This is a genomic window from Geomonas sp. Red276 (assembly GCF_054784495.1).
Genome location: NZ_BLXW01000011.1, coordinates 25830 through 51477, shown reverse-complemented (window position 1 = coordinate 51477; position 25648 = coordinate 25830). Strand labels below are relative to the sequence as shown.

Annotated in this window: 13 protein-coding genes and 1 riboswitch; of the genes, 2 read left to right on the top strand and 11 right to left on the bottom strand. The window is 64.8% G+C overall.

Annotation, left to right across the window (positions count from 1 at the left end; genetic code table 11):
- Positions 1-94 precede the first annotated feature (94 nt).
- From ACYVL5_RS09710 to ACYVL5_RS09660, 11 genes are all read right to left on the bottom strand, one after another.
- Complete coding sequence (locus ACYVL5_RS09710; RefSeq protein ID WP_460595366.1) at positions 95-12385, bottom strand: RCC1 domain-containing protein; 12291 nt, start codon at positions 12383-12385, stop codon at positions 95-97.
- Positions 12386-12577: 192 nt separating this feature from the next.
- A riboswitch (cyclic di-GMP riboswitch) is annotated at positions 12578-12654 on the bottom strand.
- A 429-nt stretch (positions 12655-13083) separates the two neighbouring features.
- Complete coding sequence (locus tag ACYVL5_RS09705; RefSeq protein WP_460595365.1) at positions 13084-13905, bottom strand: CoA-transferase subunit beta; 822 nt, start codon at positions 13903-13905, stop codon at positions 13084-13086.
- A 1-nt stretch (position 13906) separates the two neighbouring features.
- Complete coding sequence (locus ACYVL5_RS09700; protein ID WP_460595364.1) at positions 13907-14872, bottom strand: CoA transferase subunit A; 966 nt, start codon at positions 14870-14872, stop codon at positions 13907-13909.
- A gap of 167 nt (positions 14873-15039) precedes the next feature.
- A complete protein-coding gene (locus ACYVL5_RS09695; RefSeq protein ID WP_460595363.1) occupies positions 15040-16197 on the bottom strand; it encodes an acyl-CoA dehydrogenase family protein in 1158 nt (385 codons plus the stop codon).
- Positions 16198-16430: 233 nt separating this feature from the next.
- A complete protein-coding gene (locus tag ACYVL5_RS09690; protein ID WP_460595362.1) occupies positions 16431-17276 on the bottom strand; it encodes a CoA transferase family protein in 846 nt (281 codons plus the stop codon).
- A gap of 15 nt (positions 17277-17291) precedes the next feature.
- Positions 17292-17822, bottom strand: coding sequence for a cob(I)yrinic acid a,c-diamide adenosyltransferase (locus ACYVL5_RS09685; RefSeq protein WP_460595361.1), 531 nt, complete (start codon positions 17820-17822; stop codon positions 17292-17294).
- A 167-nt stretch (positions 17823-17989) separates the two neighbouring features.
- Entirely contained in the window at positions 17990-20050 is a 2061-nt protein-coding gene (locus tag ACYVL5_RS09680) for a heterodisulfide reductase-related iron-sulfur binding cluster (protein ID WP_460595360.1), read from the bottom strand.
- Between the two features lie 124 nt (positions 20051-20174).
- A complete protein-coding gene (locus ACYVL5_RS09675) occupies positions 20175-21314 on the bottom strand; it encodes an acyl-CoA dehydrogenase (RefSeq protein ID WP_460595359.1) in 1140 nt (379 codons plus the stop codon).
- A gap of 370 nt (positions 21315-21684) precedes the next feature.
- Positions 21685-22467: a Clp protease/crotonase-like domain-containing protein gene (locus ACYVL5_RS09670; protein WP_460595358.1), complete on the bottom strand. Its 783-nt coding sequence runs from the start codon at positions 22465-22467 to the stop codon at positions 21685-21687.
- A 25-nt stretch (positions 22468-22492) separates the two neighbouring features.
- Entirely contained in the window at positions 22493-23338 is an 846-nt protein-coding gene (locus ACYVL5_RS09665) for a 3-hydroxybutyryl-CoA dehydrogenase (RefSeq protein ID WP_460595357.1), read from the bottom strand.
- Positions 23339-23590: 252 nt separating this feature from the next.
- Positions 23591-24766, bottom strand: coding sequence for a thiolase family protein (locus ACYVL5_RS09660; RefSeq protein ID WP_460595356.1), 1176 nt, complete (start codon positions 24764-24766; stop codon positions 23591-23593).
- A gap of 468 nt (positions 24767-25234) precedes the next feature.
- On the opposite strand from ACYVL5_RS09660, the gene ACYVL5_RS09655 reads away from it, so the two are divergent.
- Positions 25235-25375: a type II toxin-antitoxin system RelE/ParE family toxin gene (locus ACYVL5_RS09655; RefSeq protein ID WP_460595442.1), complete on the top strand. Its 141-nt coding sequence runs from the start codon at positions 25235-25237 to the stop codon at positions 25373-25375.
- Between the two features lie 96 nt (positions 25376-25471).
- A complete protein-coding gene (locus ACYVL5_RS09650) occupies positions 25472-25648 on the top strand; it encodes a helix-turn-helix domain-containing protein (protein WP_460595355.1) in 177 nt (58 codons plus the stop codon).

Here is a 25648-nt window from a genome sequence, read left to right as displayed (position 1 = left end):
GCTGATAGTTTTTCGCCCCGTTCCCGGCCGGGCATGAGGCGGTAATTGGCAATGATGTGGGGCGCCCCGGAGGTCCCGGAGCCCCCCCCCTCCCCTACTGGATGGTCAGCGTGTGGTCGACCGAGTCGAGGTTGAGTATCCAGTACCCCTTCCACGGCTCGATCACCGGGTCGCTCGCCACCGTCCAGGAATCGTAGGTGGTCCCGTTCCACCAGTAGACGCTCCCCCCCACCAGGTTCGCCGAGATGGCGTCGGCAAGCGGCATGCCGTCCACGAGCCAGCTCGACCCGATGCCGCTTCGCGTGGCGGCGTTGGGGTCGGCCACCATGGTCCACCCCGGCTTGAGCAGCACGGTGGCGCTCGCCGGACCCGCCTGGCCGCTGTAGGTCATGAGCGTGCTGCCGGTGGAGGCCTTCACGAAGTACCCGTACCCCGGGGTGAGCCCATTGACGGTCCGGTAGGAGCCGAGCACGGTGCTGCTCGACTCGGCGGTGGCGCCGGCCGGCACCCACTGGTAGATGGAGCCGACCGGGGTGGCGAAGAAGGCCGCCGGGTTGACCCCGGCCGTCTGGTACGGCACCGCCACGATGTTCCAGCCGTTGTAGAGCGGGGTGTGGACGGTCATGAACTCGGTCTGGGTCGGGTCGGTATCGGAGGAGACCGCGTACCGGTAGATGGTGTTCGGCTTCAGGGACGAGGTGTCGGTGAAGCTCGTGCTGCCGCGGTTGGCGAGTAGGGTCTGGTACGGGTTCCCACCCTCGGAGCGGAAGACCGTGAAACTGGTCCCGCTCTTCACCCCGGCCCAGCTCCCGCCGGGCTGCGAGGAGCTCGTCACCATGTAGAGCGCCGAGTTCACGCTCTCGCTGTTGTTGCTGGAGTCCTTGGCGAAGTACTTCACGGTCACCGCGCTCCCGCTGTTGATGAGGATCGGGGAGGAGTAGACCGCCGAGGACGCGGTCGGTGTCGAGCCGTCGGTCGTGTAGTAGATGACGGCGTTGTTGGTGGTGGCCAGGGTCACGAGCAGCGAGGTGCCGGTGTAGTTACCCGGGGCCGGGGTGGCCGTGGTGACCGGCGGTGCCGTGTAGGCTAACTTCGCGGCCTGGCATGCCGCGGCGCTCCCGCCGTTGGCCCCCGCGCAGCTCCAGCTCCACGGCCCGGTGCCGGACACCGCCGAGGCGGCCCCGGCCGAGCAGAGGTAGCTCTCCGGCATGGAGGTGAAGGTCCCGCCGTTGGCGCTTCCGCAGGCCCCGTCGGTCGGGGTGAGCGCCTCCACCTGCATGAAGGGGGAGAAGGAGGGTGTGTTGCCGCAGACCTTCCCGGTGTCGTTGGCGGCGTCGAAGAGCACCCGGGTGGTGATGTCCACCCATGACGCCACCGCCGAATCGAAGTGCATGATCTTCATGTTGTTCGGGTTGGCCACCGCGCTCGGACGGAAGGCCAGGCAGACCTCGGCGGTGCCGGCGAACGATACGCCGGGGGCCTGGATCTCGTACACCTGGCTGTTGTAGACCGTCACGTTCTGCGGGGGCGGAGGGGGGGTCACGGCGGCGGTGACCCGCACCCCGGCGGTCCCGGAGGTCGCCACCACCGACTGGAAGGTGACGTTCATCGAGGCGTCGGCGGTCGGCGTGACGCTCACCGAGGCGGTGCTCTCGGCCGGGGCGGTGACCGCGGTGAAGAGCTGCGGCTGCACGGTGATGGATGCCTTCACCGTCGAGGAGATGATCCCCAGCGAGTTCTTGAACTGGATGTAGACGTAGTTCACCCCGCTGGTCCCCGCGAGCTGCCACCCCGCCTTGGTGGTGGCGTACGGCTCCCAGGCGCTCCAGTTCCGGTCGTCGTTACTAAAGCGCATGGCGGTGAGCGAACCGGCGTTGGTCTGCCCGAAGAGGGAGAGGTTGACCACGTTCCCCACCGTGGTGGCGGCGCCGGCGTTGATGGTGGCGGTGCCGTTGGGGATGGAGGCGGGCAGGAAGGCCTCGATCCGGTTGTTGCCGGTGTCGGCCACGTAGACGGTGCCGTGGGGGCCGACCGCGAGCCCCTGGGCGTTTCTCATGCTCCCGTCGAGGACCGCCGACTTGTTACCCCAGTTGGTGACCAGGTTCCCCAGCGGATCGAACTTGTTGATCATCCCGGTGTTGTTCTCGTAGACGTACAGGTAGCCGGAGTTGTCCACCGCGATTGCGGACATGGTCCCGAGCTGCTGGTTGGCGACTACCCCGAGATAGTTCCCGGCGGCGTCGAACTTCAGCACCCTCCTAAAGCCGGTGTCCATCACGTAGAGGATGTCGCTTCCCTGGCTGCGGCTGTCGATGGCGATGGACCCCATCGAGACGTACTGGTTGAGATCGGCGACCAGGTTGGCGATGCGGGCCACGAACCGGCCGTTGCCGTCGAACTTGGTGATCTGCCCCGGCTGGCCGACGTAGAGGTTGCCGTTGCGGTCGAGGGCGAGCCGGCGGGGGTTGGAGAGGATGCCGGCGGGGTCGCCCGCCGCGTCACCGGCGGCCCCGAAGACGGCGGTCACCTGGCCGGTCGCCATCGCTATCTTCTGGACCCGGTTGTTGCCGCCGTCGAGCACGAAGAGGTTGCCGGCACCGTCGGCCACCGCGTCGAGCGGGGTGGCGAACTGGCCGGCGGCGCTCCCGGAGCCTCCCCAGCTCTGGAGCAGCGCCCCGCTCGTGCTGTAGCGGACCACCCGGTCGTTTTGCTGGTCGGTGACGAGGAGCGTACCGTCGGCCGGGCTGACCGCCACGCTGACCGGGAGGTTCATCCCGTCGGCGAGGATGCGCCCCACCGTGGCCGAGGGGGTCGCGGCGAAGCTCGGCCCGGCCACCTTGATAAGCCGCTCGTTGCCGGTATCGGCGATGTACATGTTCCCGGAGGCGTCGAAGGCGACCGACTGCGGACGCTTCAGCTGGCCGTCCCCGGCCCCGTAGCTCCCCCAGGTCGCCACCTGGGCGGCCCCCGCGCCGGTCTCGGAGCTCGGCAGCGAGTAGAAACGGATGGTATGGGCGGAGGCGTCGGCGATGGCGAGGGTCCCGGTGGCTTCGTCGAAACCGAAGCCGGAGAAGGTCGCCTGCCCCGACACGTTGTAGCTGTACGGGATGGGCCAGCTCCCGATCAGGGCGCCGTCGTTGTACTGGTAGACCTGCCCCCCGCTTCTCACGTAGACGCTCTTCAGGCTGTCCACCGCGAGCCCGGTTCCCTGGTAGGGCACCGCCCACTGGTCGATGAAGCTCCCGTTGTCGTCGAAGCGCTGCACGAGTCCGCCGCCGGAGAGGTAGACGATGTCGTCCCGGTCGATCGCGATGTCGTTGATCTGGCTCCCCACCCCGCTCCACCGGGCGACGAAGGCCCCGTCGGGGGCGAACTTCTGCACCCGGTTACCGATGTCGGCGACGAAGACGTTGCCGTGGCTGTCGGTGGCAAGCCCCCTCATGCTGATGAACTGGCCGTCGCCGGAGCCGCACCCGCCCCACTTCCCGGCGAACTTCAGGTTCTCGTCGAACTTCTCGATGCGGCAGTTGCCGGCGTCCCCCACGTAGATGGCGCCGTCGCTCTTCGACCAGGCGATGAGCGCCGGGAGGAAGAAGCTGCCGTCGCCCTGGTCGGCGCCCCCCCACTTCTGGTCGAAGAGGTAGGAGCCGGAGGGCTGGGTGGTGCCGGTCAGCACCACGTTGTTGAAGTAGGTGTTCCCCGGCACCCCGTTGGCGTCGAGGAAGTTGACGTAGACGGTCTTCAGCCCGTCGCCGGCGGGGAGCATCCAGCTCTTGGTGGTGGCGAACGGCTCGGGGGCGCTCCAGACCAGGTTGTCGTTGGAGAACTGCATCTGGGCGCACTTCTCCCCGAGGCTGCAGCCGAGGCTCAGGGTCACCGCGCTGCTCCCGGTGGTCGCCGCCCCGCCGTTGACCACCACGAAGGTGGTGGCGGAGTTGACCAGCGTGCCGGTCACCGTGATGGAGAAGGGGGCCAGCGAGGCGGTCAGCCCGTTGGCGGTGGCCGAGATAACGATGTTGCCGTAGGTCCCGACGTTCGCGGCCGCCGGTGTCCCGGAGAGGGTCCCGGTGGCGGAGTTGAACGAGGCCCAGGAGGGCTTGTTGGCGATGCTGTAGGTGATGGTGCCGCTGGAGACCGAGCCGGCCGGGGTGAAGCTGTAGATCACCCCGCTGATCGCCGAGGTGAGCGGGCTCCCCGAGATGGCGGGAGCGTTGTCGAAGGTGTAGACGAGGCTCTGTGGCCGGCTCATGTTGCCGCCGCCGTCGGTGGCGAAGAACCGGAGCGTGGTGGTGCTGGAAACCGGCACCTGCACCTGGCTCGCGTTGGGAGCCGCCTTGTGGGTCGGCAGCCAGGGATCGCTCCCGTCGGTCGTGTAGAAGATGATGTTGTTGGCCGCCCCGGAGTAGGAGAGGGTGACGGTCACCGGGGAGGTGAAGCTCCCCCCTGCCGGGGTCGCGGTCACGGTGGGGGGGACGAGGTCGGTGACGTTCACCCGCGGGGTGGTCGGGTAGATGAAGTCGCTCGTGTTGTGGACCCCGAGCTGCCGGGTGTTGTTGGCCCCCCAGCCGATGACCGAGCCGTCGCTCCTCAGGGCCAGCGAGAAACCGTCACCGGCCGCGATGGCGATGACGCCGGTGAGCGCGGAGCCGTCGATGTTTCTCACCTGCACCGGCACCGCGGAGTCGAGCTTTCTCGGGTCGTCGTTGCCGAGCTGGCCGCGGTAGCCGGCGCCCCAGGCCCACACGGTCCCGTCCCTTTTCAGGGCGAGGCTGTGGTCGTTGCCGGCGGCGATGGCGACCACCTGGGAGAGGCCGCTGACGGTGACCGGAAGGACCTCGTCCTGGGTGCTGCCGTCGCCCAACTGGCCGTGGCTGTTGCTCCCCCAGGCACTGACGCTGCCGTCTGGCATCAGGGCGAGGCTGTGGTAGCCCCCCGCCGCGACCGCATCCGCCCGCCCGGGAAGAAGAACGGGGGCCGGGGCGGAGACGGTGGTGATGCTGCGATCCAGGGTGAGCTGGCCGCTGCCGTTACTCCCCCACCCCATGACCGTGCCGTTTTCCAAAAGGGCCAGCACGTGGGCGTCACCGGCGGAGGCCGCCACCACCGGGGTGCCCCCCGGGATGGCGACCGGCTGCGGCGCGGAGTACGCTCCGGAGACCATCCCGAGGCCGAGCTCGCCGTTGTAGTTGGTCCCCCAGGACCAGACGTTGCCGCTGATGTCGAGGGCCAGGCTGTAGCCGTGGCCGGCGGCCACCTTGGTGAAGAAGGAGCCGGCCGGGGTCTGCACGGTGACCGGGGCGAAGCTCGAGACGGCGACGCCGTTGCCGAGGTCGCCGGTCGACCCTTCGCCCCAGGCCAAGAGCGAGCCGGTGCGGGTTACGGCCAGCACGTGCTTGGCTCCCGCCGCGACCCCGGTCATGCCGGAGAGGACCGAGTGCGGAGTGACCGGCTCGGGGTCGGTGGTCGCCTGGGCCCCGTAGGTGTTGTTCCCCCAGCTCCAGAGCGAGCCGTCGGTCTTGACCGCCTCGCCGTGGGAGCCCCCCGCCGCGATGGTGGGCGCGGTGGCGAGCACGTGCTCCATGGTAGTAGCGTTGAACAGTGCAAAGACCGGCCCGGTGAAGACGCCGGCCACCGTGCCGGACCCCCAGTAGGTCACCTCGTAACCCGGCTGGCCGGAAGCGGTATGGTAGCTTCCCGCCGCGAAGCCGTCGGTGACCCCGTCGATGGTGGTGGTGACCAGCGGGCTCCCCAGGGTAAGGGTCTCGTTGTCGTAACCGCTGAGGGCGACGGTGGCGCTCCGGTTGGTGGTGGTCACCGGTACCGCCGGGAGGGAGACCATGCTCCCCGGCGAGCCGGCGGTGGTGAAGAGCTGGTACTCGCCCGGGGTGGCGGCCCCGTCCATGCTGGTGACGTAGAGGCGGCGGCTCGAGTGGCCGGGCCCCTCCATGATGCTCACCGCATGGAGATCCCCCACCAGCGTCTCCCAGATCCGGTTGTCGTGCTTCAGCACGTAGACGATCCCCTGCTTGCCGGAGAAGTTGTAGGTACCGGTGCCGTAGGACCACCCGGCCCATTGCCCGGAGCCGATGGCGACGCTCCGGGTGATGGTCATGGTGTTGGGGCCGGGAAGCGCGCCGTAGCCTGAGAGGGTGATGGTCCTCCCCGTGGTGACCGTCACCTGGGCGGTCTCGGTGATGGAGGACTGGTTGCTGCTCGAGAAGACCTGCGACGACTGGTAGGCCGGGTTGGCGGCCTGCTGGTAGGTGATGTCGTAGTTCTGCACCGCCACCGCGCTGGCCGGGTTCGCCGGGCTCACCGCGTAGTACCTGAGGGCGGTGGAGGACGCGATGGATACCTGCCCGCTCGTGTTGAGGCTTTTGCGGGTGGCGCTTGTGGTCGGGTCGCTGCCGTCGGTGGTGTAGTAGATGGTGGCGCCCTTGTCGGCGGAGAGGGTCACCTGCTGGGCGGAGACGTAGGTTCCACCCGGCGGGTTGGCGCTCACCAAGGGGGCCTGGTTGTCGACCGCGGAGGCCACCACCTTGCGGATGCGGCCGTTGCCGGCATCGGAGAGGTAGAGGTTACCCTGCCGGTCGACGGCGATGCCGCGGATGCGGGAGAAGGTGGCGTTGAGCGCCGGGCCGCCGTCGCCGGAGAAGCCGTTGGCCCCGGTGCCCGCCACGGTGGTGACGATCCCGGTGACGGCGTCGATCCTGCGGGCGAGCTTGGGCGCGAGGCTGTTCCCGCCGCCGCTCACCACGAAGATGTTGTCCTGGGAGTCGATGGCCACGCCGCGGACCCCGATGACGGCCTGGAGGGCAGGCCCGCCGTCGCCGCTGGCGCCGGAACCGCCGTTGCCGGCCACCGTGGTGATGATCCCGGTGGCGGGGTCGATCTTGCGGACCCTTCCCGCGTCGAGGTCGCCTATGTAGAGGTTGTCGTGGCTGTCGACCTTGATGGACCACGGCCTGGAGAGGGTGGCGGCGGTGGCGGGGCCGCCGTCGCCGGAGAAGCCGTTGACCCCGGTGCCTGCGTAGGTGGTGATGATCCCGGTGGCGGCGTCCACCCTCCTGATCTGGTGGTAGCTGTTGTCGCCGATGAAGAGGTTCCCGGCGCTGTCGAAGGCGATGGCGCTCGCGAAGAGGGTGGCGCCGGTAGCCGGCCCGCCGTCGCCGCGGTTGGGGGTGTAGGAACCGCCCCCCGCCACCGTGGTGATGATGCCGGTGGCGGCCTCCACCTTGCGGACCCGGTTGGAGGAGGCGATATAGAGGTTGCCGTTTCGGTCGAAGGCCAGGTCGGTGGCGTTGCCGATCGCCGCGTTCACCGCCGGCCCGCCGTCCCCGTACACCTGGTTGGTCACCCCGTTACCGGCCACCGTGGTGATGATCCCGGTCGCGGGGTCGATCCTGCGGACCCGGCCGTTGTTGCCGTCGGCAAAGTAGACTACACCCGCATCGTCGACGATGATCCCGGAGGGGTCGGAAAGGCTCGCGCTGGTGGCGGGGCCGCCGTCCCCTGCCCCGCCGTCCCCCACCACCGTCGAGATGGTGCCGGAGGGGGAGACCATCCGCACCCGGCGGTTGCCGGAGTCGAAGATGTAGACGTTCCCCGCCCCATCGACGGTGAGGTCGTAGGGGAAGCTGAGGCTTGCGGAAGTGGCCGGGCCGCCGTCGCCGGAGAAGCCGATCATGTTGTTGCCGGCGATGAGGGTCGGTGCGGCGGTGGCGGCGTCGAAGCGCATCACCTGGCTCGTGCAGGACTGGCTCGCATAGAGGTTACCGGCCGCGTCGCTGCGCAGCGAAGAGGGGCAGTTCACCCCGGTGGCAAAGGCGGAGATGATCTGGGTGGTGAGATCCACCTTCCAGATCCGGGAAGCATCGGCGACGAACATGGAATTGCCGTGGAAGGCGACCCCGTAGGCGGATCCGAAATAGGCGCCGGTGGCCGGCCCCCCGTCGCCCAGGTTCGCCGTGTAATTGCCTCCCCCGGCCACCGTGGTGATGGTGCCGCCGGAGTCAACCCTCCTCACCCGGGAATACTCCACAATGTAGAGGTTGCCGGCGGCGTCGACGGCGATGTCTCTCGGGTTGGAGAGCGAGGCGTAGATGGCGGGCCCGCCGTCCCCGGTAGAGGCGTTCAGGCCGTTGCCGGCCACCGTGGTGATGACACCGCTGGCCGAGACCTTGCGGATCCGGTAGTTGTTGGCGTCGATTATGTAGAGGTTGCCCGCCCCGTCGAGGGCGAGCCCCTGCGGCTGGCTCAGGTTGGCGTTGGCCGCGGGGCCGCCGTCGCCGGAGTACCCCCAGGTGCCGTTGCCGGCGAAGGTGGTGATGATCCCGCTGGGATCGACCTTGCGGACCACGTTGTGGATGCTGTCGGAGACGTAGAGGTTGCCGAGGGCATCCTTCACGATCCCCTTGGCCCCGGAGGGGGCGGCGAGGTGGGCGGAGACGGCCGGGCCGTGGTCGCCGATGTTCTGGCCGGCCAGCGTGTAGACGTAGCCCGACTGCGCGGCGTAGGAGGGAGCCGAGGCTGCACTGGTGCCGGCCGCGTTGGTGGCGGTCACCGTGAAGCTCGCCGAACCGCTGACGCCGACCACGGTGTGGGTAAGCGAGGCCGATCCGGCGTCGAGGTCGATCCCCCCGGCCGGGACGGTGGCCACCGTGTAGCCGGTGATCGGGCTCCCCCCGTCGTTGGACGGAGCCGTGATGGTGACCGTCGCGGTGTAGCCCGAGACGGTCACCTGGCCGATGGAGGGGGCGTCCGGTTGAACGACGGTTACCGGGTGGAAGGTCGCGCTGTAGACGGCGCTCGGGGAGAGCGGCAGGGTGAGGCAGGCGTTCAGGGCGCCAGTGGCCGGTCCGGTCACTATCTCGTACTGGCAGCTTTGCCCGGTGGCGCCGGCGATCCCAACCACGGGGTCCAGGCCGGTGACGTAGCCTGACACCTCGCCCCCCTGCTGGTCGAGGGTGTAGGTACCCACCAGGAAGCCGTCCTGTCCCACGGCGGGGTCACCGAGCAGGACAAGCCGGTAGGACTCGGCGAAGGAACCGTTGGCAGTCCCCTGGAGCCGCCCGGAGAGCAGCAGCGGAGACTGGGTGCCCCTCACGATCAGCGGCGAGCCCTGGAAGAAGGTGGACTGGCCGGGGGTCTGCCCGGTGTAACGGAAATCGATCACCCCGGAGGAATTGGACCCGCGGATGCTGCTGACCAGAAGCCGTCCGGTCCCCTTCGAGCGTTCGAAGGTCATGGTGCCGTTGATATCCCCGATCCAGGTGGCGCGCGAGGCGGTCGGGGATTCGACGGTATAGGAGGTGCCGTTGTAATCGCCGAGCCGGTAGCTCCCCACGCTCAAGCGCCACCCGGTGAATTCTCCGCTGCCGATCACCACCTCGCGGGAGGTGGCGAGGGTGGAGCTCCCGTTGACCAGGCCGGAAACGGTGAACTGGGACGTGCTCCCCTGGTTGAGGGTGAGATCGGCGTTCTCGGTTACCTGCGCCGCCCCGGTGTGGGCAGGCTGTACGAGAGTGGAGATGTTCGCGGGGGTGGCCATATCCAGGTGGGCGGTGATGGGGCTTCCCGCGGCGGTCGGGACCACGTGGCTCTCCATCCAGGTGCCGAACAGCGGGCCGTCGATCATCCCGAAGCCGCTGGTGGCACTTTGCCCGTTCATGCTGTAGTGGACGAAGCTGCCGCTCCCCCAGTCGGACTGGTAGGTTCCCGTGGTGAAGCCGTCGCGCAGGCTGCCGTTGAGCCGGACCGTCTTGACGTTCCTGGTGATCTTCCCGCTGTAGAAGCCGGTCGCCTGCTCGGTCTGGGTGGCGACGTAGACGTTGACCTGCTGTCCGGTAAGTGTCGTGGTGACGCCGGGATCGGTCACCACGGCGCCGGTGAGGTCGACCACGCCGGAGGCCCTGACGCCACGGATGCTGGTGAGCTGCAACTGGGACTTCCCGGTCGCCAGGTCGCGGGTGTAGACCCCGTTGATGTCCCCGAAGTAGCTTCCCCACCACTTGGTCGGGCTGGTGACGATGTAGAGGGTCCCCTTGAGGTCTCCCAGCTGGTAGGTTCCCCACCGGGCCCCCCAACCCTGGTACGAACCGCTGGTGAAGGTGATGATCCTGTTGGCGTTGAAGGTCTGGGTGCCTTGCAGGGCGCCGGAGGCGCTGAGCTGGACGGTATGGTAGCCGATGGAGACGTCGGCAAGCTCACTGCCGGCGGTGGATTTGGCATCGTAGCTTCCCGCCACGTCCGACTCGTGGTCGCGGTCGGCAGCCACGATGGGGACCGCGGAGAAGGTGACGTCGCTCATGGAGGTGATGGTGACCGCCCCCATGGTGGTCGGCAGGTCGCTGATGCCGCCCAGGGAAAGGTTGCCGGAGACTGGCCCGATGGGGGATTTGAGGTCCCATCCCATCAGAGCCCCCTCCTCGAGCTTGAAGAGTGAGCCCGGGTTGGGGTGCAGGTGGAAGTTGACGATGTCATAGTTGATGGCGACCCCCACCATGGTCCCGGGGGTGGTGGGAACCACGACGCCGCTGCCGATGCCGCCGACCGAAATGGTCGAGGTCGCGTCGAGGAAGTAGGTACCGCTGGCCTGGTTGAAGCCGACCGAGGCCGGGTTTCCGGCGGTGGAGATGGTGAAGCGGGCATTGTTGAAGGAAGTGCCGTTGACCGAGCCCGAGGCGGTGCCGGTGAAGGTGTACAGCATGGTCGGAGCCGGGGGCGGCGAGACCGCGGTGGAGGAGGCGCTGCTGCCCACCGCGTTGGCTGCGGTTACCGTGAAGCTATAGGAGGTGCCGCCGGCAAGCCCGGTGACGACGTGGGTGAGCGAAGTGGAGCCGGCGTTCTGGTCGATCCCCCCGGCGGGGACGGTGGTAACCGTATAGCCGGTGACAGGATTGCCGCCGTCGAAGGAGGGGGGGGCTATGGTGACCACCGCCATCCCGTTAGAGACCGTCACCTGGGAGACCGACGGCGCCGCCGGCACCACAGCATCCCTGCTCCAAAACGAAGAAGGCGTGGTGGTCTGGAAGCTTGCCTCGATCATGTCGACCATCACGCCGTTGTCGTCGGGATGCCCGAGGACGTCGTTCACGAAGATCCTGCCATCGGTGGTGGTCTCGTTGTAGGAGGCAACGTACTGGGAGCCGGAAACACCAGGGAGGTATTTTTTCATTATGATGTTCCAGCTATTAGGGAGCCCGTTGACATCGAACCCAGTAATCGAGACGCTACTGATCAGGTTGTAATCGTTGTCGATCCCGTTGCCGCCGATGATGGTGAATTTGCCGGTATCGCACCCAAGGGCGTTGCAGGCCTGCGGCAGTGGCACGGTGCTGGCTATCGTGAAGGCCGCATAGTTGGCCCCTGAGTAGAGGGTGCCAAGGGATTGGCTCGGATCGAAGTTGCCTCCCCGGTACCGGTAGACGTAACGGGCGGTGGCAAAGACCTGCACCCGGCCATTGCCCGTGTCGGCGACGTAGAGGTTACCCAAGGCGTCGACCGCGACCCCTTGCGGGGATGAGAAGTGCCCGTTATCGGTGCCAAGTACCCCTGTGACCCCCAGGGTGCCCAGGTAGGCGCCGCCGGCGTCGAAGATCTGGACGCGGTGGTTGCCGGTGTCGGCCACGTAGACCAAACCGGCGGCGTCGACCGTTACCCCCTCCGGACTGCAGAAGTGATCGTTGTCGGAGCCGGGAACACCGCTCACCCCGAGGGTGCGAAGATAGGCGCCGTCCGCACCGAAGACCTGGACCCGGGCGTTGGCTGAATCGACAATGTAGAGCCGTCCTGCCCCGTCCACCGCGGCACTCCACGGTTTATAGAAATGGGCGTTGTCCCCCCCCGGTTCGTCGCTCACGCCGAGGGTGGCGAGATAGGCCCCGCTCGCGGAGAACTTCTGAACCCGTTGGTTGAAGGTGTCGCAGACGTAGATATTGCCGCCAGCATCGGTGGCAACACCGAAGGGGGAGGCGAGATGGTCGTTGTCGCTCCCCCAGACGCCGAATACGCCGATGGTGGAGAGATAGGCGCCGCCGGAGTTGAACTTCTGTACGCGGTTGCCTCCCGTGTCGGCCACGTACATGTTCCCCGCCGGGTCGACGGCTATCCCCTGCGGAGCATGGAGACTGCTGTAGGAAACGAAGCCCGCCCCGAATCCGCCGCTGTAGGTTCCATTGGCGTTAAAGCGCTGAACCACGTTTTGCTGGCTATCTACAACCAGCGTGTACCCTGCGCTGTCGATAGCCACCCCGGCTGGAGTGCTAAAGTACCCGCCACCAGCAAGTGTCCGCAGGTAGACCGGCGAAGTTCCGGCGTACGCCATCGTTGAACAGAGGATCGCCAGCACCAACCCGAAAACTGCGAGTACAATTCTTCGACTCATTCAGATCCCTCCACTATCAATTCAATGCAAAAAAAGTCAGCAATCCTCTCACGCAACCGGCACGGCGGCAGCGAAATCATGCGCCGGGGCCGCGAGGAAGGCCCGGCCGGGAGAAAACAAAAACGCCCGCTTCCGGATAACCGAAAACGGGCGTGCCGCCACAGGATACACCGGTAGCGGTCAAGGTCCCTCTTCGGCGGCTCGGCTGTCCGCCTGACGGACCCGTTGCTCTGCGTCCCTGGATCACTCCAGGTTTGCTCTTTTCGAAGATGCTTTGAGGAGAAGCGCCATTCCGACTGCGCTTTTGACTTAGATTAGAGGAGGGGTTCTACACATTTCGTGCCAAATAACTGGTAGGATGGAATCGACCACAAAACCGGGCCTTTACCTTATATTGGCGGTGATACACTCTTTCATCTTGCGTCATATGACTATAAGGACGCAGTGAAATAACGCAAAGACTGTTTGAAACGTTATCTGTACTGTTTGAGTCGAATTGTTGGTTTAGTATCTAGCCCAGATCTTTCATTAGAGACAATTTCCGGTGCTTGTAGATCATAGACAACAACCGAGGCAGATGCAGAGAGGAATGGCTAGGATGCTAATGGTTCCCATGATAACTTCCACGAGGCAGGGGTTAGGTCACCCAAGCCCCTGTCCCTCCCGTTCAAAGAGAGGGACAGGGTGAGGATGGGGCTTTAGGCAGGCTTCACCTTCGGGATGAAGATCTGCTCGGGATCGAGGACATTGTGGATCAGGTGGAGTTCCTCCCGGGTAGGAGGGAGCGTTTCGCCGGAGACGCGGCTCACGTCGAGGTCGAAGTGGCACATCTCGCGGATCTCCTCCGGGCTCTTGCCGGGATGGCAGGTATCGAGGTAGATCCGCCCCGTCTCATCGTCGAAGCGGAAGACCCCGGCGGTGCTGATCACGGCGGAGGGGCCGCCGCGGTAGGCGGAGCCGTAGAGCTCGCGGCGATGGACGAACTCCCCTTCCGGCCACTTCTTGACCCGCCATCCGGGGCTCGTGATGTAGCTCACCCGCGGGGTGAAACGGCGCTTCTCGTGGACCATGATGAAGACCGTCCTCTTCGCGAAGGAGTTGATGTCGGGATTGCCGCCGCTCCCGGTCAGTCTCAGCTCCGGGTTCAGGTAATCGCCGATGCAGGTGGTGTTGACGTTGCCGTACTCATCCACCTCCGCTCCCCCGAGGAAACCGAGGTCCACGTAACCGCGCTGGGCGATGCTGAAGGCGTCGCTCAACCCCGAGGCGCGGGAGGCCCCCATCTCGCAGCGGGCATCCCCCACCGAAGTCGGGATCTGGGGCGGCCGGCCGTCCAGGGTCCCCGCCTCGAAGATCAGCTTCAGGTTCGGTGCGTGGGTCTTCTGGGCCAGCATGATGGCCACCATGGGAAGCCCCGTCCCGGCGAAGACTATCTCGTTGTCCTGAACCTCGCGGGCGGCCGCGCAGCAGAGAAGATCCGCCAGCCCGAACTCTTCCGGTTTCGCATATTCCCTGGTCATCTCACGCCCCCCTCTTCACGCTGGTGGAGTAGTTGACGGCGGTGTTGGCCTTCAGGTTCAACATCCGCGGCCACCCCAGTTTCTCCAGGTAGCTCATGTGGTCCTGGCCGTAGATCCACTCCTTGGCGAAGGCGTCGAAACCTTCCTGGGTGCGGGTCTTGCCGTAGAAATCCTTGAGGAAGGCGCCGTCCACGTCGTAGCGCCCGAACATCCCGGTGGGATGGGCGCCGAACGGGACCTCGACGATGTGATCGACCTCGAAGCTCGTGATGGTGTTGCGGTCGGCTTCCCGCCGGAGATACTCCTCCGGTACGATCTCCTCAGCCATGACGATGGTGATGTCGGCGGCCCGCGCCGCTTCGGGATCGGAGTAGTACTGGCCGGCGACCCGGACGGTCCCCTCCTCCCCCACCTGCTGGACGCACATCACCGCCACGTCCACCTTGGCGGCGGGGACCAGCACCTGGGGACCGGCGTCGAAGAAGGGGTCGTGGGAAAAGACGTACTTTTGCTTGGGGAACCTCTTCCCGTCCCTGAGTCCCGCCCTGCCGAGGGTGTCGTATTCCGGGTTGTGGATGTCGGTCCCGAGCGAAGTCTGGGTCACCGCGTAGGGAGCGCCCGAGGCCGCCGCGGTGAAGCGGAAGAGCATCTCGGCGTGGCTGTAATCCTCCACCAGGATCTCCTTGTTCCCCACCTTGCGCGAGAGATTGGCGCCGTACTTCCCGTAGAGCTCATGCCCCACCCAGCACGACTCCCAGATGTCCACGCAGCCGGCACCGACCAGGAACTCGGTCTGGGGGCCGCCGTTCACCTCGATGAGGTGCAGCCCCTTGCGGTGCTGGCGGATCAGCTCGTAGATGATGGCGAAAGGGCGGCGCCAGATGGTGAAGCCGGAGAAGGTGAGGCTCGAGCCGTCCTTGATGATCTCCGCCGCCTGTTGCAGGGTAATGCGCTTGCTGTTGCCCATCGTGTCCCTCCTGTCTAGGACCAAAAGTGACAATATCCCCTCGCCCCTTCAGGGGAGAGGGGCAGGGGTGAGGGAGGTTCTAAAATCTTCCCTCACCCGGCCTTCGGCCACCCTCTCCCCCAAGGGGGGCGAGGGTATATGAAAAGGCATCCGCTCACCGTCTTCAATTAGTTGAAGTTTCTCAAAATCTCCCGGGAGATGATCACCCTTTGGATCTCGTTGGTCCCCTCGTAGATCGCGGTGATGCGGGCGTCGCGGGCGTAGCGCTCGACCGGGAAGTCGGCCGTGTAGCCGTACCCCCCGAGCATCTGGATCGCCTTGTAGCACGCCTTGTTGGCCGCCTCGGTGGCGAACATCTTGGCCATGGAGGCCTCCTTGGCGAAGGACTTCCCGCTCTGCTTGCGGAAGGCGGCATTCATCAAGAGGAACCGTGCGGCCTCCAGTTCGGTGTAGCCATCGGCGACCATCCACTGGATCGCCTGGAAATTGCTGATCTTCTGTCCGAACTGGGCGCGCTCGGTGGAGTACTTGGTGGCGTAGTCCATGGCTGCGAGCCCGACCCCCAGGGCAAGCGAGCCGATGCCGATCCTTCCGCCGGCAAGCTCGGCCACCGCCGTTCGGAAGCCGTCGTTCGGTTTCCCCATCATGGCGCTCTTCGGTATCCGGCAGTCCTGGAAGATCACCTCGTTGGTGGCCGAGGCGTGCTGCCCCATCTTCTTCTCCTCCTTGCCGATCACGAGCCCCGGGGTCCCCGCCTCGACGAGGAAGCAGCTGATCCCTTTTCCTTTGGGCGCCTCGCGGTCGGTGACCGCCCAGACGATGAAGACGCCTGCGTAGGGGGCCGACGTGATGAAGATCTTGGAGCCGTTGAGGATGTAGGAATCGCCGTCATCGATCGCCTGGGTGCACATGCCGGCGGGATCGGACCCGGCGCAGTTTTCGGTCAGGGCGAAGCTTGCGGCGGCGAACTCGCCGGAACAGATCTTGGGGATGTAGGCGTTTTTCTGGGCCTCGCTTCCGATTGCCTGGATCACCTCGGCGGCCATGTTGTTGACCGAGACGGTGACCGCGGTAGAAGCGCAGGCGCGGGCGATCTCGGTCATGGCGACGCTGAAGGCGACCGTGCCGGCTTGCGTGCCTCCGAACTCCTCCCGCACGTTCAACCCCATGAAGCCGAGCTCGGCCAGCTTCTTGAGGTTGGACAGCATGAGAGACCTGTCCCCCCCCTCGTCCAGTTGTGCCGCCACCGGTTCGAGCTCGCATCGAGCGAAGTCGCGGGCGGTATCCTGGATCAGTTTCTGCTCCTCGTTGAGTTCAAGATGCATCGTCCCCTCCGTAGTAGTTCGTGCGACTAATTCCGTCCCCCATCGCATTGGCAGTGGATTTATATCCCCTCGCCCCTTTAGGGGAGAGGGTGCAGGGGTGAGGGAAGATTTCAGCAGCCACGAAAACCGCCCTCACCCGGCCTTCGGCCACCCTCTCCCCCAATGGGGGCGAGGGTATATTGGAGTACGCCTATGGCCACCCTCTCCCCCAATGGGGGCGAGGGTATAAATGGTCAAACGGTCCCCGCCACCGCCACGATCGGTATATCCCGCTCCTGCGCCCAGGCCTCCCATTCCTTCGAGCTCCTGGCGCGGAAGGCCTCGCGGTAGTCGGCCGCACCGGTTGCCGAAAGCTCAACGTCGAGCCGTGACTTGAAGTGCGGCTCCAGGGCCGCCACGGCTACCCATCCCTCCCGGGTCTCATAGATGTTGTACTCGGGAATCCCCCCACCGAGGAGCGCACCGGCGGCGGTGGCCCCGTAACGAAGCGGCTCCGCCATGCGGGCAGCCGCCTCGGAAAGCGCCACTTCCGCGTACCCTGCCCCCAGCCCGCGCTCGCGCGCCAGAAGCAGCGACAGCGCCGCGGAAATCGTCTCCTCAGCCCCCGCCATATCGGCCATCAGGGTGCGCGGCATCTGGGGCGGCGCGATCAGGCCGAGGTTTGCCTGGTAGGTCAGGTCGTGCCCGGCCTCGTTCTCGCGCGGTGCGGGGAAGCCGACGATGGCCACCTGGCAAAGCTGCGGGAAGCGCCGGTGCAGGGTTTCCCAGTCGAGGGAAAGCCGGGCGAGCGCGGCGGGACGGTTGGCGGTGATCAGCAGATCGCATCCGGCCAGGACTTCGTCCAGAGCGCTGCGCCCCCCTTCACTCTTCAGGTCGATGGTCACCACGGCCTGCCCCTCGGCCATATCCCGGTACCAACCTTCGTGGTAGCTTCGCATCGGGTCCCCGGCGGGAGGCTCCACCTTGATGACTTCAGCGCCCAGCTCGTGGAACCGCCGGGCAGCTGCCGGTCCGGGCAGGTTCAAGGCGAGGTTGACGACACGCAGGGCGGCGAGCGGCTTCTTGAAGAGATCAGTCATGGCTACTCCTTTTCCTCACATTTCGATGCCGACCCGGGCCGGGACCCCCTGGCGGAAGTAATGTTTCACCTCCCGCATCTCGGTCACCAGGTCGGCGGCGTCCATCACCCGCTCGTCGGCGCTTCGGCCGGTCAGCACCAGCTCCACCCCGGCAGGCTTGGCGGCGATGAGGGAGAGGATCTCGTCGACGGTGACCAGGCCGAACCAGGCGGCGCCGTTGATCTCGTCCACGATCACCAGGTCGTACCGCCCGCAGGCGAGCGCCTTATGTGCGAGATCGAGCGCCAGCCGGGCCTGCGAGAGGTCCTCAGGATGGGGATCCCCCTTTCTGACCCAGCCGTCACGGCCGGTCCGGTGGATGGTGAGGTTCGGGAAGAGCCTTTCGGCAGCCACGTGCTCACCGTAATCGCCGCTCCCTTTCATGAACTGGACCACGCAGACCTGCAGGTCCCTTCCCACCGCGCGCAGGGCAAGCCCCAGCGAAGCCGTGGTTTTCCCCTTGCCGTTTCCGGTGTAAACCTGCACCTGCCCACCGACCTCTCTCATGGCCTTCCCTCCAGGCTGTCGATCACTTCCATGCCACCAGATCTTCTTTGAGCACTCCAGAATTTACCCTCGCCCCTTTAGGGGAGAGGGTGGCCGAAGGCCGGGTGAGGGCAGGTCGGACGAGGGGGACAGGTACCTGGCGGAGCCAGTCCCCTTTTCACCTCCACTTACCCCGCCGCCCGCACCGGCTGTCTTTCTGCTTCACCCTCCGCCGGCGGCTCGGCCGGCCGGTGCGGCAGGTGGATGACCGCGATCCGTTCGGCCACCACTTCCGCGAGGTCCCGCACGACAATCCCCCCTTCGAACCCGCCGGTCTTGATCCCATCCTCGAACATGGTGAGACAGAACGGGCAGTTGGAGATGAGAACCGGGGCGCCCGTGTCGGTGGCCATCTGCACCCTTTCCACGTTGATCCTCCTCCCGAGCTTCTCCTCGGCGAGGATCCGACCGCCCCCGGCGCTGCAGCAGAAACTGTCGTAGCCGGACCGGGACATCTCCTGGATCCGTCCCCCTGCCGCCGCCAGCACCGCGCGGGGCTCGTCGATCACGTCCATGTACCTGCCGAGATAGCAGGAATCGTGGTAGGTGGCGGTGAACGGTTCGGGGTGCAGGTGAAGGTCCCCTTCCTCCAGGAGGCGGTGGATGAAGGTGGTGTAGTGCTCGACCGGGACGTCGAGGCCCAGATCCCGGTAATCGCGCCCAAGGGTGTTGAAGCAGTGCGGGCAGGTGGTGACGATCTTCTTGACGCCGTACCCCTTGATCATCTCGATGTTCTCGGTGGCGAGCGTCTGATACAGGTACTCGTTGCCGAGCTTTCTGGCCGGTTCCCCGCAGCACTTCTCCTCTTTGCCGAGGATGCCGACCCTGATGCCGGCGGCGGTGCAGATGCGGAGGAACTTCTCGGCGATGGCGCGGTTACGCTTGTCGAAGGAGGCGTAGCAGCCGACGAAGTAGAGGACGTCGACCTCCTCCCCCCCCTCCATCAGCGTCGCGCCGTGCCCGATGGCCCAGTCGCCCCGGCCTGCGTAGGCGAGACCGAAGGGATTCCCGTTCACCTCGATGTTGCCGATCGCGCTCCTCACCTCGTCGCCGGGGAAGCTCCCCTCCATCAGCATCAGGTTGCGGCGCATCTCGATGATCTTGTTCACGTGCTCGTTATTGGCCGGGCAGATGTCCTGGCAGGAGCGGCAGGTGGTGCAGGACCAGACGGCATCCTCGGCGATGTTCTCCGCCAGCACCGCCTCCTTCCCGGCCTCGGCCGCCTCGCCGATCTGCTTGATCACCTTCATGGGCGAGAGCGGCTTATCGGTCGCGTGAGCGGGGCAGCGGTCCTGGCAGCGGCCGCAGCTCGTGCAGGCATCGGCGTCGAAGATGTCCTTCCAGGTGAGATCGGCCACCTTGGCGGCCCCGAACTGCTGGAGATCCTCATCCTCGAGATTGATGGTGGCGAGCGTTCCCTTGGGCTCCAGGGGTGCGAAAAAGGCATTGAGGCTGGTTGTTACGATATGTCTCAGGCGGCTGTACGGGATCATGCAGATGAAGCCGGCGACGAGCCCCATGTGGATCCACCAGAGGACCTGGTGCGAGGTGCGGATCGATTCCTCGGTGAAGGGAAGAAAGAGGTTTGCGGCGACCAGCCCGACCGGGGAGAAACGCGCGAGGGACGGATTCTGCACCACCTCGGTGGCGGCCATCCTGGCTCCTTCGATGAGGAAGCCGGTGGTTAGAATGGCGAAGAGGAGGAGGTGGACGCGGTAATCGTCGTCGGTGATCTCCAGCGAAGCGGGCTGGATCACGAAGCGGCGGACGAAGAGGCCTGCCAGCATGAGGATGGCGGAGAGACCGGCGAGATCGAGCACCATGGAGAAGCCCTGGTAGAAGGTGCCGGAGAGAAGGTTCACCTTGATGACCGGGGTGAGGTAGTCGGCCTGGGCCATCACCAGCAGGGTCCCGGCGAAGAGGGTCATAAAGCCCCAGAAGAAGAGGTTATGGAAGATGCCGCCAGCCTTTACCCGCGCGACCTTCTCCTGGCCGAGCACCTCGGTGACCATCCGTTTCGCCCGCTCCGGAAAGTGGTCGAAGCGGTCGAGCGGCATTCCCTGCCGGTAGTGCGGAAGCCTCTTGAAAAATCCCCAGCCGCAGACCGCGAAGGCGGCAAAGACCAGGATGTACATCGGGACCACCACCCCGTGCCCCACGTTCCAGTAGATTTCTCGTGTCATTTCCATGGTTGCGTACTCCAAATCCCTATCCCTCTCCCCCCGGGAGAGGGGCAGGGGTGAGGGAGGTTTTCGGTTTTCGGTCTTCCCTCACCCGGCCTCCGGCCACCCTCTCCCGGAGGGAGAGGGGCACTTACCCAAGCAGCATCTTCGAAATGACCACCCTCTGCACCTCGTTGGTCCCTTCGTAGATCTCGGTGATCTTCGCGTCGCGGTACATCCTCTCGACCTCGTAGTCCGCGATGTAGCCGTAACCGCCGTGGATCTGGACCGCCTCCTTGGTCACCCAGGTGGCCGCCTCGGACGCGCACATCTTGCACATGGCGCTCTCCATGGCGTAGTTCAGCTTGCTGTCCTTCATCCAGGCGGCCTTGTAGGTGAGGAGCTTGGCCATCTCGATCTTCGAGTACATGTCGGCGAGTTTGAACTGGATCGCCTGCAGATCGGAAAGCGGCGCCCCGAACTGCTTGCGCTCCTTGGAGTAGGAAAGGGCCCGGTCGAAGGCGCCGCCGGCAATGCCGAGGGCCTGCGAGGCGATCCCGATCCGGCCGCCGTTCAGCGTCTCCATGGCGATCTTGAATCCCTGCCCCTCGCTCCCCAGGAGGTTGGCAGCCGGGATGCGGAGGTCGTCGAAGGCGAAGGCGGTGGTGTAGCTCCCGCGGATCCCCATCTTCACCTCGTTCTTGAGGATGGACACCCCCGGCGAGGAGAGATCGACGATGAAGGCCGAGATCCCCTTGTGCTTGAGGCTCTTGTCATGGGTGGCGAAGAGGACACCGGTACCGAGGAAGCCGCCGTTGGTGATGAAGGTCTTGCCGCCGTTGATGACGATCTCGTCCCCCTCGCGGCGGTAGGTGGTCGCCATGCCGGAGACGTCGCTCCCGACGTCCGGCTCGGTCAGGAGGATGCAGCCGATCTTGCGGCCGGTGGCGAGGTCCGGGAGGTATTTCTTCTTCTGCTCGGGGGTGCCGAACCGGTAGATGGGATCGCAGGCGAGCGAGGTGTGGGCGGAGATGAGCACGCCGCTCGAGGCGCAGGCCTTGGAGACCTCCTCCACCACGATGGAGTAGGAGAGCATGTCGAGCCCTGCCCCTTCGTACTCCTCGGGGATGTAGCTCCCCATGAGCCCCATCTCGCTCATCTTGGCGACCAGCTCCTCCGGAATCCGGTGCTCCTCGTCGATCTTGATGGCCAGCGGCTTGATCTCCTTCTCGACAAACTCGCGTACCGAGTCCCGCAATACCTTATGATCCTGGCTCAGTTCGAAATTCATGGTGCTACCCCCTTTCGAAAATGGTTATTGGATTGAAGAAATTGGTCCTCTTGTCCCCCCTCCCCCATAGGGAGGGGTAGGTCGCGTTGAACAGCTCTACCGTGAAACGCGACGATTGCCCCAGCCTCAACTGCTGATGATGTCGCGTTTCGTTCCTCAACGCGACCTACAGTTTCTTCAGCGAATGGCCGAAAGCCGCATCCCAATTTACCCTCGCCCCTTCAGGGGAGAGGGTGGCCGAAGGCCGGGTGAGGGAGGTTTTCCGCCCGCTACACCGCCCCCTCACCCTGCCCCTCTCCCTCGATGGGGGCGAGGGAAGATATGTCGGGGAGGGGGTGGCCAAGACCGGGTGACGGAGGTTTTCCCCCCGTTACTTCCCGCTGAAGGCCGCCTTACGCTTGTCAACGAAGGCCGCCATCCCCTCCTTCTGGTCCTCGGTAGCGAAGAGAACGCCGAAGAGAGATGCTTCGTAGCGGAAGCCGTCCTCCTTTGTCATGTTGAGCCCGTTGGCGATGGCGTTCTTGGCGTAGGAAACGCCCAGCGTACCGACCCCGGCGATGGCAGTCGCCGCCTCTCTCGCCTTGGCCATCAGTTCCTCGGGAGCCACTACCTCGTTGACGATCCCCCAGGCCAGCGCCTTCTCGGCATCGATCATCTTGCCGGTGAAGATCAGCTCGTTGGCCCGATTGGGACCGATCAGCCTGGCGAGGTTCTGGGTCCCGCCGAAGCCGGGCATGATCCCGAGAGTCACCTCGGGGAAGCCGAGCTTTGCCTTAGTCGAGGCGTAGATGAAGTCGCAGGCCAGCGCCAGTTCGAGTCCGCCGCCGAGGGCGTAACCGTTGACGGCGGCGATGACCGGCTTGGTCATCTTCTCGATCAGCATCATCACCCGCTGGCCCTTGAGGCCGAACTGGTGCCCCTGGTACGCGTTCATCGCCGCCATCTCCTTGATGTCGGCGCCGGCCACGAAAGCCTTGTCTCCCGCACCGGTCAGGATCACCGCCTTGACCGCCTCATCCAGGTTGAGCTCGAAGAGAGCGCATTCGAGCTCCCCGAGCACCTCGCTGTTCAGCGCGTTCAGCGTCTTCGGGCTGTTGACGGTAAGAACCGCCACCCCGTGGGCAGCTTCAATGATCAGATTCTTGAATTCCATATTGGTCCCCCTGTCCGACTTCGCCTCAGTAGCTATAGAACCCGCGCCCGGACTTCCTTCCGAGGTACCCGGCGTTGACCATCTTCACCAGCAGCGGACACGGACGGTACTTGGGATCCTTGAAGCCGTCGTAGAGGACGTTGGCGATAGCGAGCACCGTGTCCAGCCCGATGAAGTCGGCCAGCGTCAGCGGACCCATCGGCTGGTTGGTCCCCAGGTTCATCCCCTTGTCGATATCCTCCACGGTGGCGATCCCTTCATAGAGCGCGAAGACCGCCTCGTTGATCATGGGGATGAGGACGCGGTTGACGATGAAGCCGGGATAGTCCTGGGAAACCGCCATCTCCTTCTCCAGCTTCGCCACCAGGGCCGCGGTCGTCTGGAAGGTCTCCTCGCTGGTGGCGTGGCCGCGGATCACCTCGACCAGCTTCATGATCGGCACCGGGTTCATGAAGTGCATCCCGATCACCTTTTCCGGACGCTTGGTCACCGAAGCGATTTTGGTGATGGGGATGGAAGACGTGTTGGAGGCGAGGATGGCGTCCGCTTGCACGACCTCGTCCAGCTTCCTGAAGATCTCCAGTTTGAGCGGCTCGTTTTCGGTAACCGCCTCCACTGCGAACTGTACGCCGGCGAGATCGGCGAGGTTCTGGGTGGTCCTGATCCGCTTCATGGTGTCGACGACCAGCGGCTCCGGGATCGCGCCCTTCTTGGCCTGCCGCTCCAGGTTCTGGCGGATGGTAGCCACCGCCTTCTCCAACTGCTGGCTGGCGATGTCGTACAGCATCACGTCGTATCCGAACTGCGCGAACACGTGTGCGATCCCGTTCCCCATCTGCCCCGCCCCAAGTACCCCAACTGACTTGATCATCTGTCTCCTCCTAAAAAAGAGCTTGTTTCAGCTAGCTTGTTACCTCCCCCCTTTCAGGGGAGTCATTCCCTCGCCCCTTCACCGGAGAGGGTGGCCATAGGCCTTTCATCTATATACCCTCGCCCCTTCAGGGGAGAGGGTGGCCGAAGGCCGGGTGAGGGAGGTTTTAGTCGGCCCCATGCCCTCACCCCCGCCCCTCTCCCCCAGGGGGGGTGAGGGGAGAAGGTTAAGAAGGGCCGGGTGAGGGAGGTTTTAGATCCTCTCAAACACCGCCGCCACCGCCTCGCCGCCGCCGATGCAGAGCGTGGCCAACCCGTAGCGGGCCTTCCTGCGGTGCAGTTCATGAATCACCGTCCCCACCAGCCTTCCGCCGCTCGCCCCGATCGGGTGACCAATGGCGCAGGCGCCGCCATTCACGTTGATCTTCTCCAGGGGAATACCGAGCTTCTTCATGGCGATAAGCGGGACGGTCGAGAAGGCCTCGTTGATCTCGAAGAGATCGACCTGGTCCACCGAGATCCCCGCCCTCGCGCAGGCGCGTTCGATGGCCCCCACCGGGGCCTCCGGGAACTCGTCCGGGTGAAGGCTGTTGGTGGCGGAGGCGACCATCCGCGCCTTGGGATGGAGGTTGTATTTCTTGAGGCCGGAGGCGTTGGTGATCAGCGCCAGGGCCGCGCCATCGTTGATGGTGGAAGCGTTGCCGGCGGTGATGGTGCCGTCCTTGCGGAAGACCGCTCTCAGCTGGGCGATCTTCTCGAAATCGACCTTGAACGGTTCCTCGTCGCGCCCTACCACCGCCTCCCCGTTGCGGGTTTTCTTGATAACCGGGACGATCTCGCCGGCGAAGAGTCCGCCGGTCACCGCCGCCTGGGCCAGGCGATAGGAGCGGAGGGCGAATTCGTCCTGCTCCTGGCGGCTGATGCCGTTGCGGACGGCGCTGTCCTCGCCGATCTCCCCCATGTGCCTTCCGGTGAAGGGATCCTGCAGACCGTCGTGGATCATCAGGTCGAAGAGCTGGTCGTGCCCCATCCGGTAGCCGTTTCTCCCCTTCTTGAGGATGAAGGGAGCGAGCGACATGTTCTCCATCCCCCCGGCGACCACCATTTCGGAATTCCCGACCCGGACCGAGTCCGCCGCGAGCATGATCGACTTAAGCCCCGATCCGCAGACCTTGTTGATGGTGAGGGCCGGGACGCCGTCGGGGATTCCCGCCGCGCGCATCGCCTGCCGGGCCGGAGCCTGGCCGCAGCCGCCCGAAAGCACCTGCCCCATGATCACCTCATCGACCGCCGACGGATCCACCCCCGACCGTTCGAAAAGCCCCTTCATTGCCGTAGCCGCCAGCGTCGGCGCATCGACATCGGAAAGAGCACCGTTAAACGAACAAAACGGTGTCCTCACGCAGTCAACGACGAAGATCTCTTCCATTTCCACTCTCCTTTCGTGCTTGGATGACCGGATTATATGGTCCGTTTACGTGAATGTCAACGATTTTTAGAACATATTTTTAGCCAAACATATACTTAGCCTCAATTCACATATTTATCCTTTGTTTTCAAGATGTTTAACAGGTAAAGCGGTTATATATACGCGAACACACCGGGAGGCGGGCAGCGTCTCGGTAACGCTTTCGCAACTCCTCGTATTGACCGAGGTTAACAACGCCGTTAACATTCCCGGCTGAAAAGGCGGATCGTCTTCTACACGGAGCCCGATGGACATTGCCCAGTTCGGGAATTTCTGGATAGCCTCCAAGCAAAGGCAGCACAGAAAGTCGTCTGGACACTTTCGTTGTTTGGGGAACTTGAAATCCTTCCTTCCACGTACTTTAAAAAGTTGGCAGACACAGATGGGATTTGGGAGGTCCGGGCTTCTTCCTGAAACGACGCCTAGCGCATTTTTTGTTTCTTCGCCGGTGACACCGTTGTCGTGCTGACACATGGGCTGGCTAAGAAAACTCAGAAGACACCCGCCAGGGATATTGAGCGGGCGCAGGCCTGTAGGCGCAAGTATTTGGCAAGGAGAGATAGCAAATGAGCGATTTGCAGAACTACATCGACGATAGGAAAAAACGTGATCCGGAATTTGCCCAAGATTTCGAACTGGGCTACCAGGAGTTCAAATTGGGAGTTATTGCTCCGTAAAGCACGCGAAGATGCCGGTCTTACTCAAGAAGAATTGGCCAGACGCATCAACACTAAGAAGACCGCTATTTCCCGAATAGAGAATCACGCCGAAGATATAAAGCTCTCGACGTTAGACAAGTTCGTGCAGGCCTTGGGCAAGACGTTACGGATCACCGTGACCTGA

What these genes read in the sequence shown, in the direction of transcription:
- ACYVL5_RS09670 (WP_460595358.1), bottom strand. Translation starts at nt 22,467, where the DNA reads ATGGAATTCAAGAATCTGATCATTGAAGCTGCCCACGGGGTGGCGGTT.
- ACYVL5_RS09680 (WP_460595360.1), bottom strand. Translation starts at nt 20,050, where the DNA reads ATGGAAATGACACGAGAAATCTACTGGAACGTGGGGCACGGGGTGGTG.
- ACYVL5_RS09690 (WP_460595362.1), bottom strand. Translation starts at nt 17,276, where the DNA reads ATGACTGATCTCTTCAAGAAGCCGCTCGCCGCCCTGCGTGTCGTCAAC.
- ACYVL5_RS09695 (WP_460595363.1), bottom strand. Translation starts at nt 16,197, where the DNA reads ATGCATCTTGAACTCAACGAGGAGCAGAAACTGATCCAGGATACCGCC.
- ACYVL5_RS09675 (WP_460595359.1), bottom strand. Translation starts at nt 21,314, where the DNA reads ATGAATTTCGAACTGAGCCAGGATCATAAGGTATTGCGGGACTCGGTA.
- ACYVL5_RS09705 (WP_460595365.1), bottom strand. Translation starts at nt 13,905, where the DNA reads ATGACCAGGGAATATGCGAAACCGGAAGAGTTCGGGCTGGCGGATCTT.
- ACYVL5_RS09700 (WP_460595364.1), bottom strand. Translation starts at nt 14,872, where the DNA reads ATGGGCAACAGCAAGCGCATTACCCTGCAACAGGCGGCGGAGATCATC.
- ACYVL5_RS09685 (WP_460595361.1), bottom strand. Translation starts at nt 17,822, where the DNA reads ATGAGAGAGGTCGGTGGGCAGGTGCAGGTTTACACCGGAAACGGCAAG.
- ACYVL5_RS09710 (WP_460595366.1), bottom strand. Translation starts at nt 12,385, where the DNA reads ATGAGTCGAAGAATTGTACTCGCAGTTTTCGGGTTGGTGCTGGCGATC.
- ACYVL5_RS09660 (WP_460595356.1), bottom strand. Translation starts at nt 24,766, where the DNA reads ATGGAAGAGATCTTCGTCGTTGACTGCGTGAGGACACCGTTTTGTTCG.
- ACYVL5_RS09665 (WP_460595357.1), bottom strand. Translation starts at nt 23,338, where the DNA reads ATGATCAAGTCAGTTGGGGTACTTGGGGCGGGGCAGATGGGGAACGGG.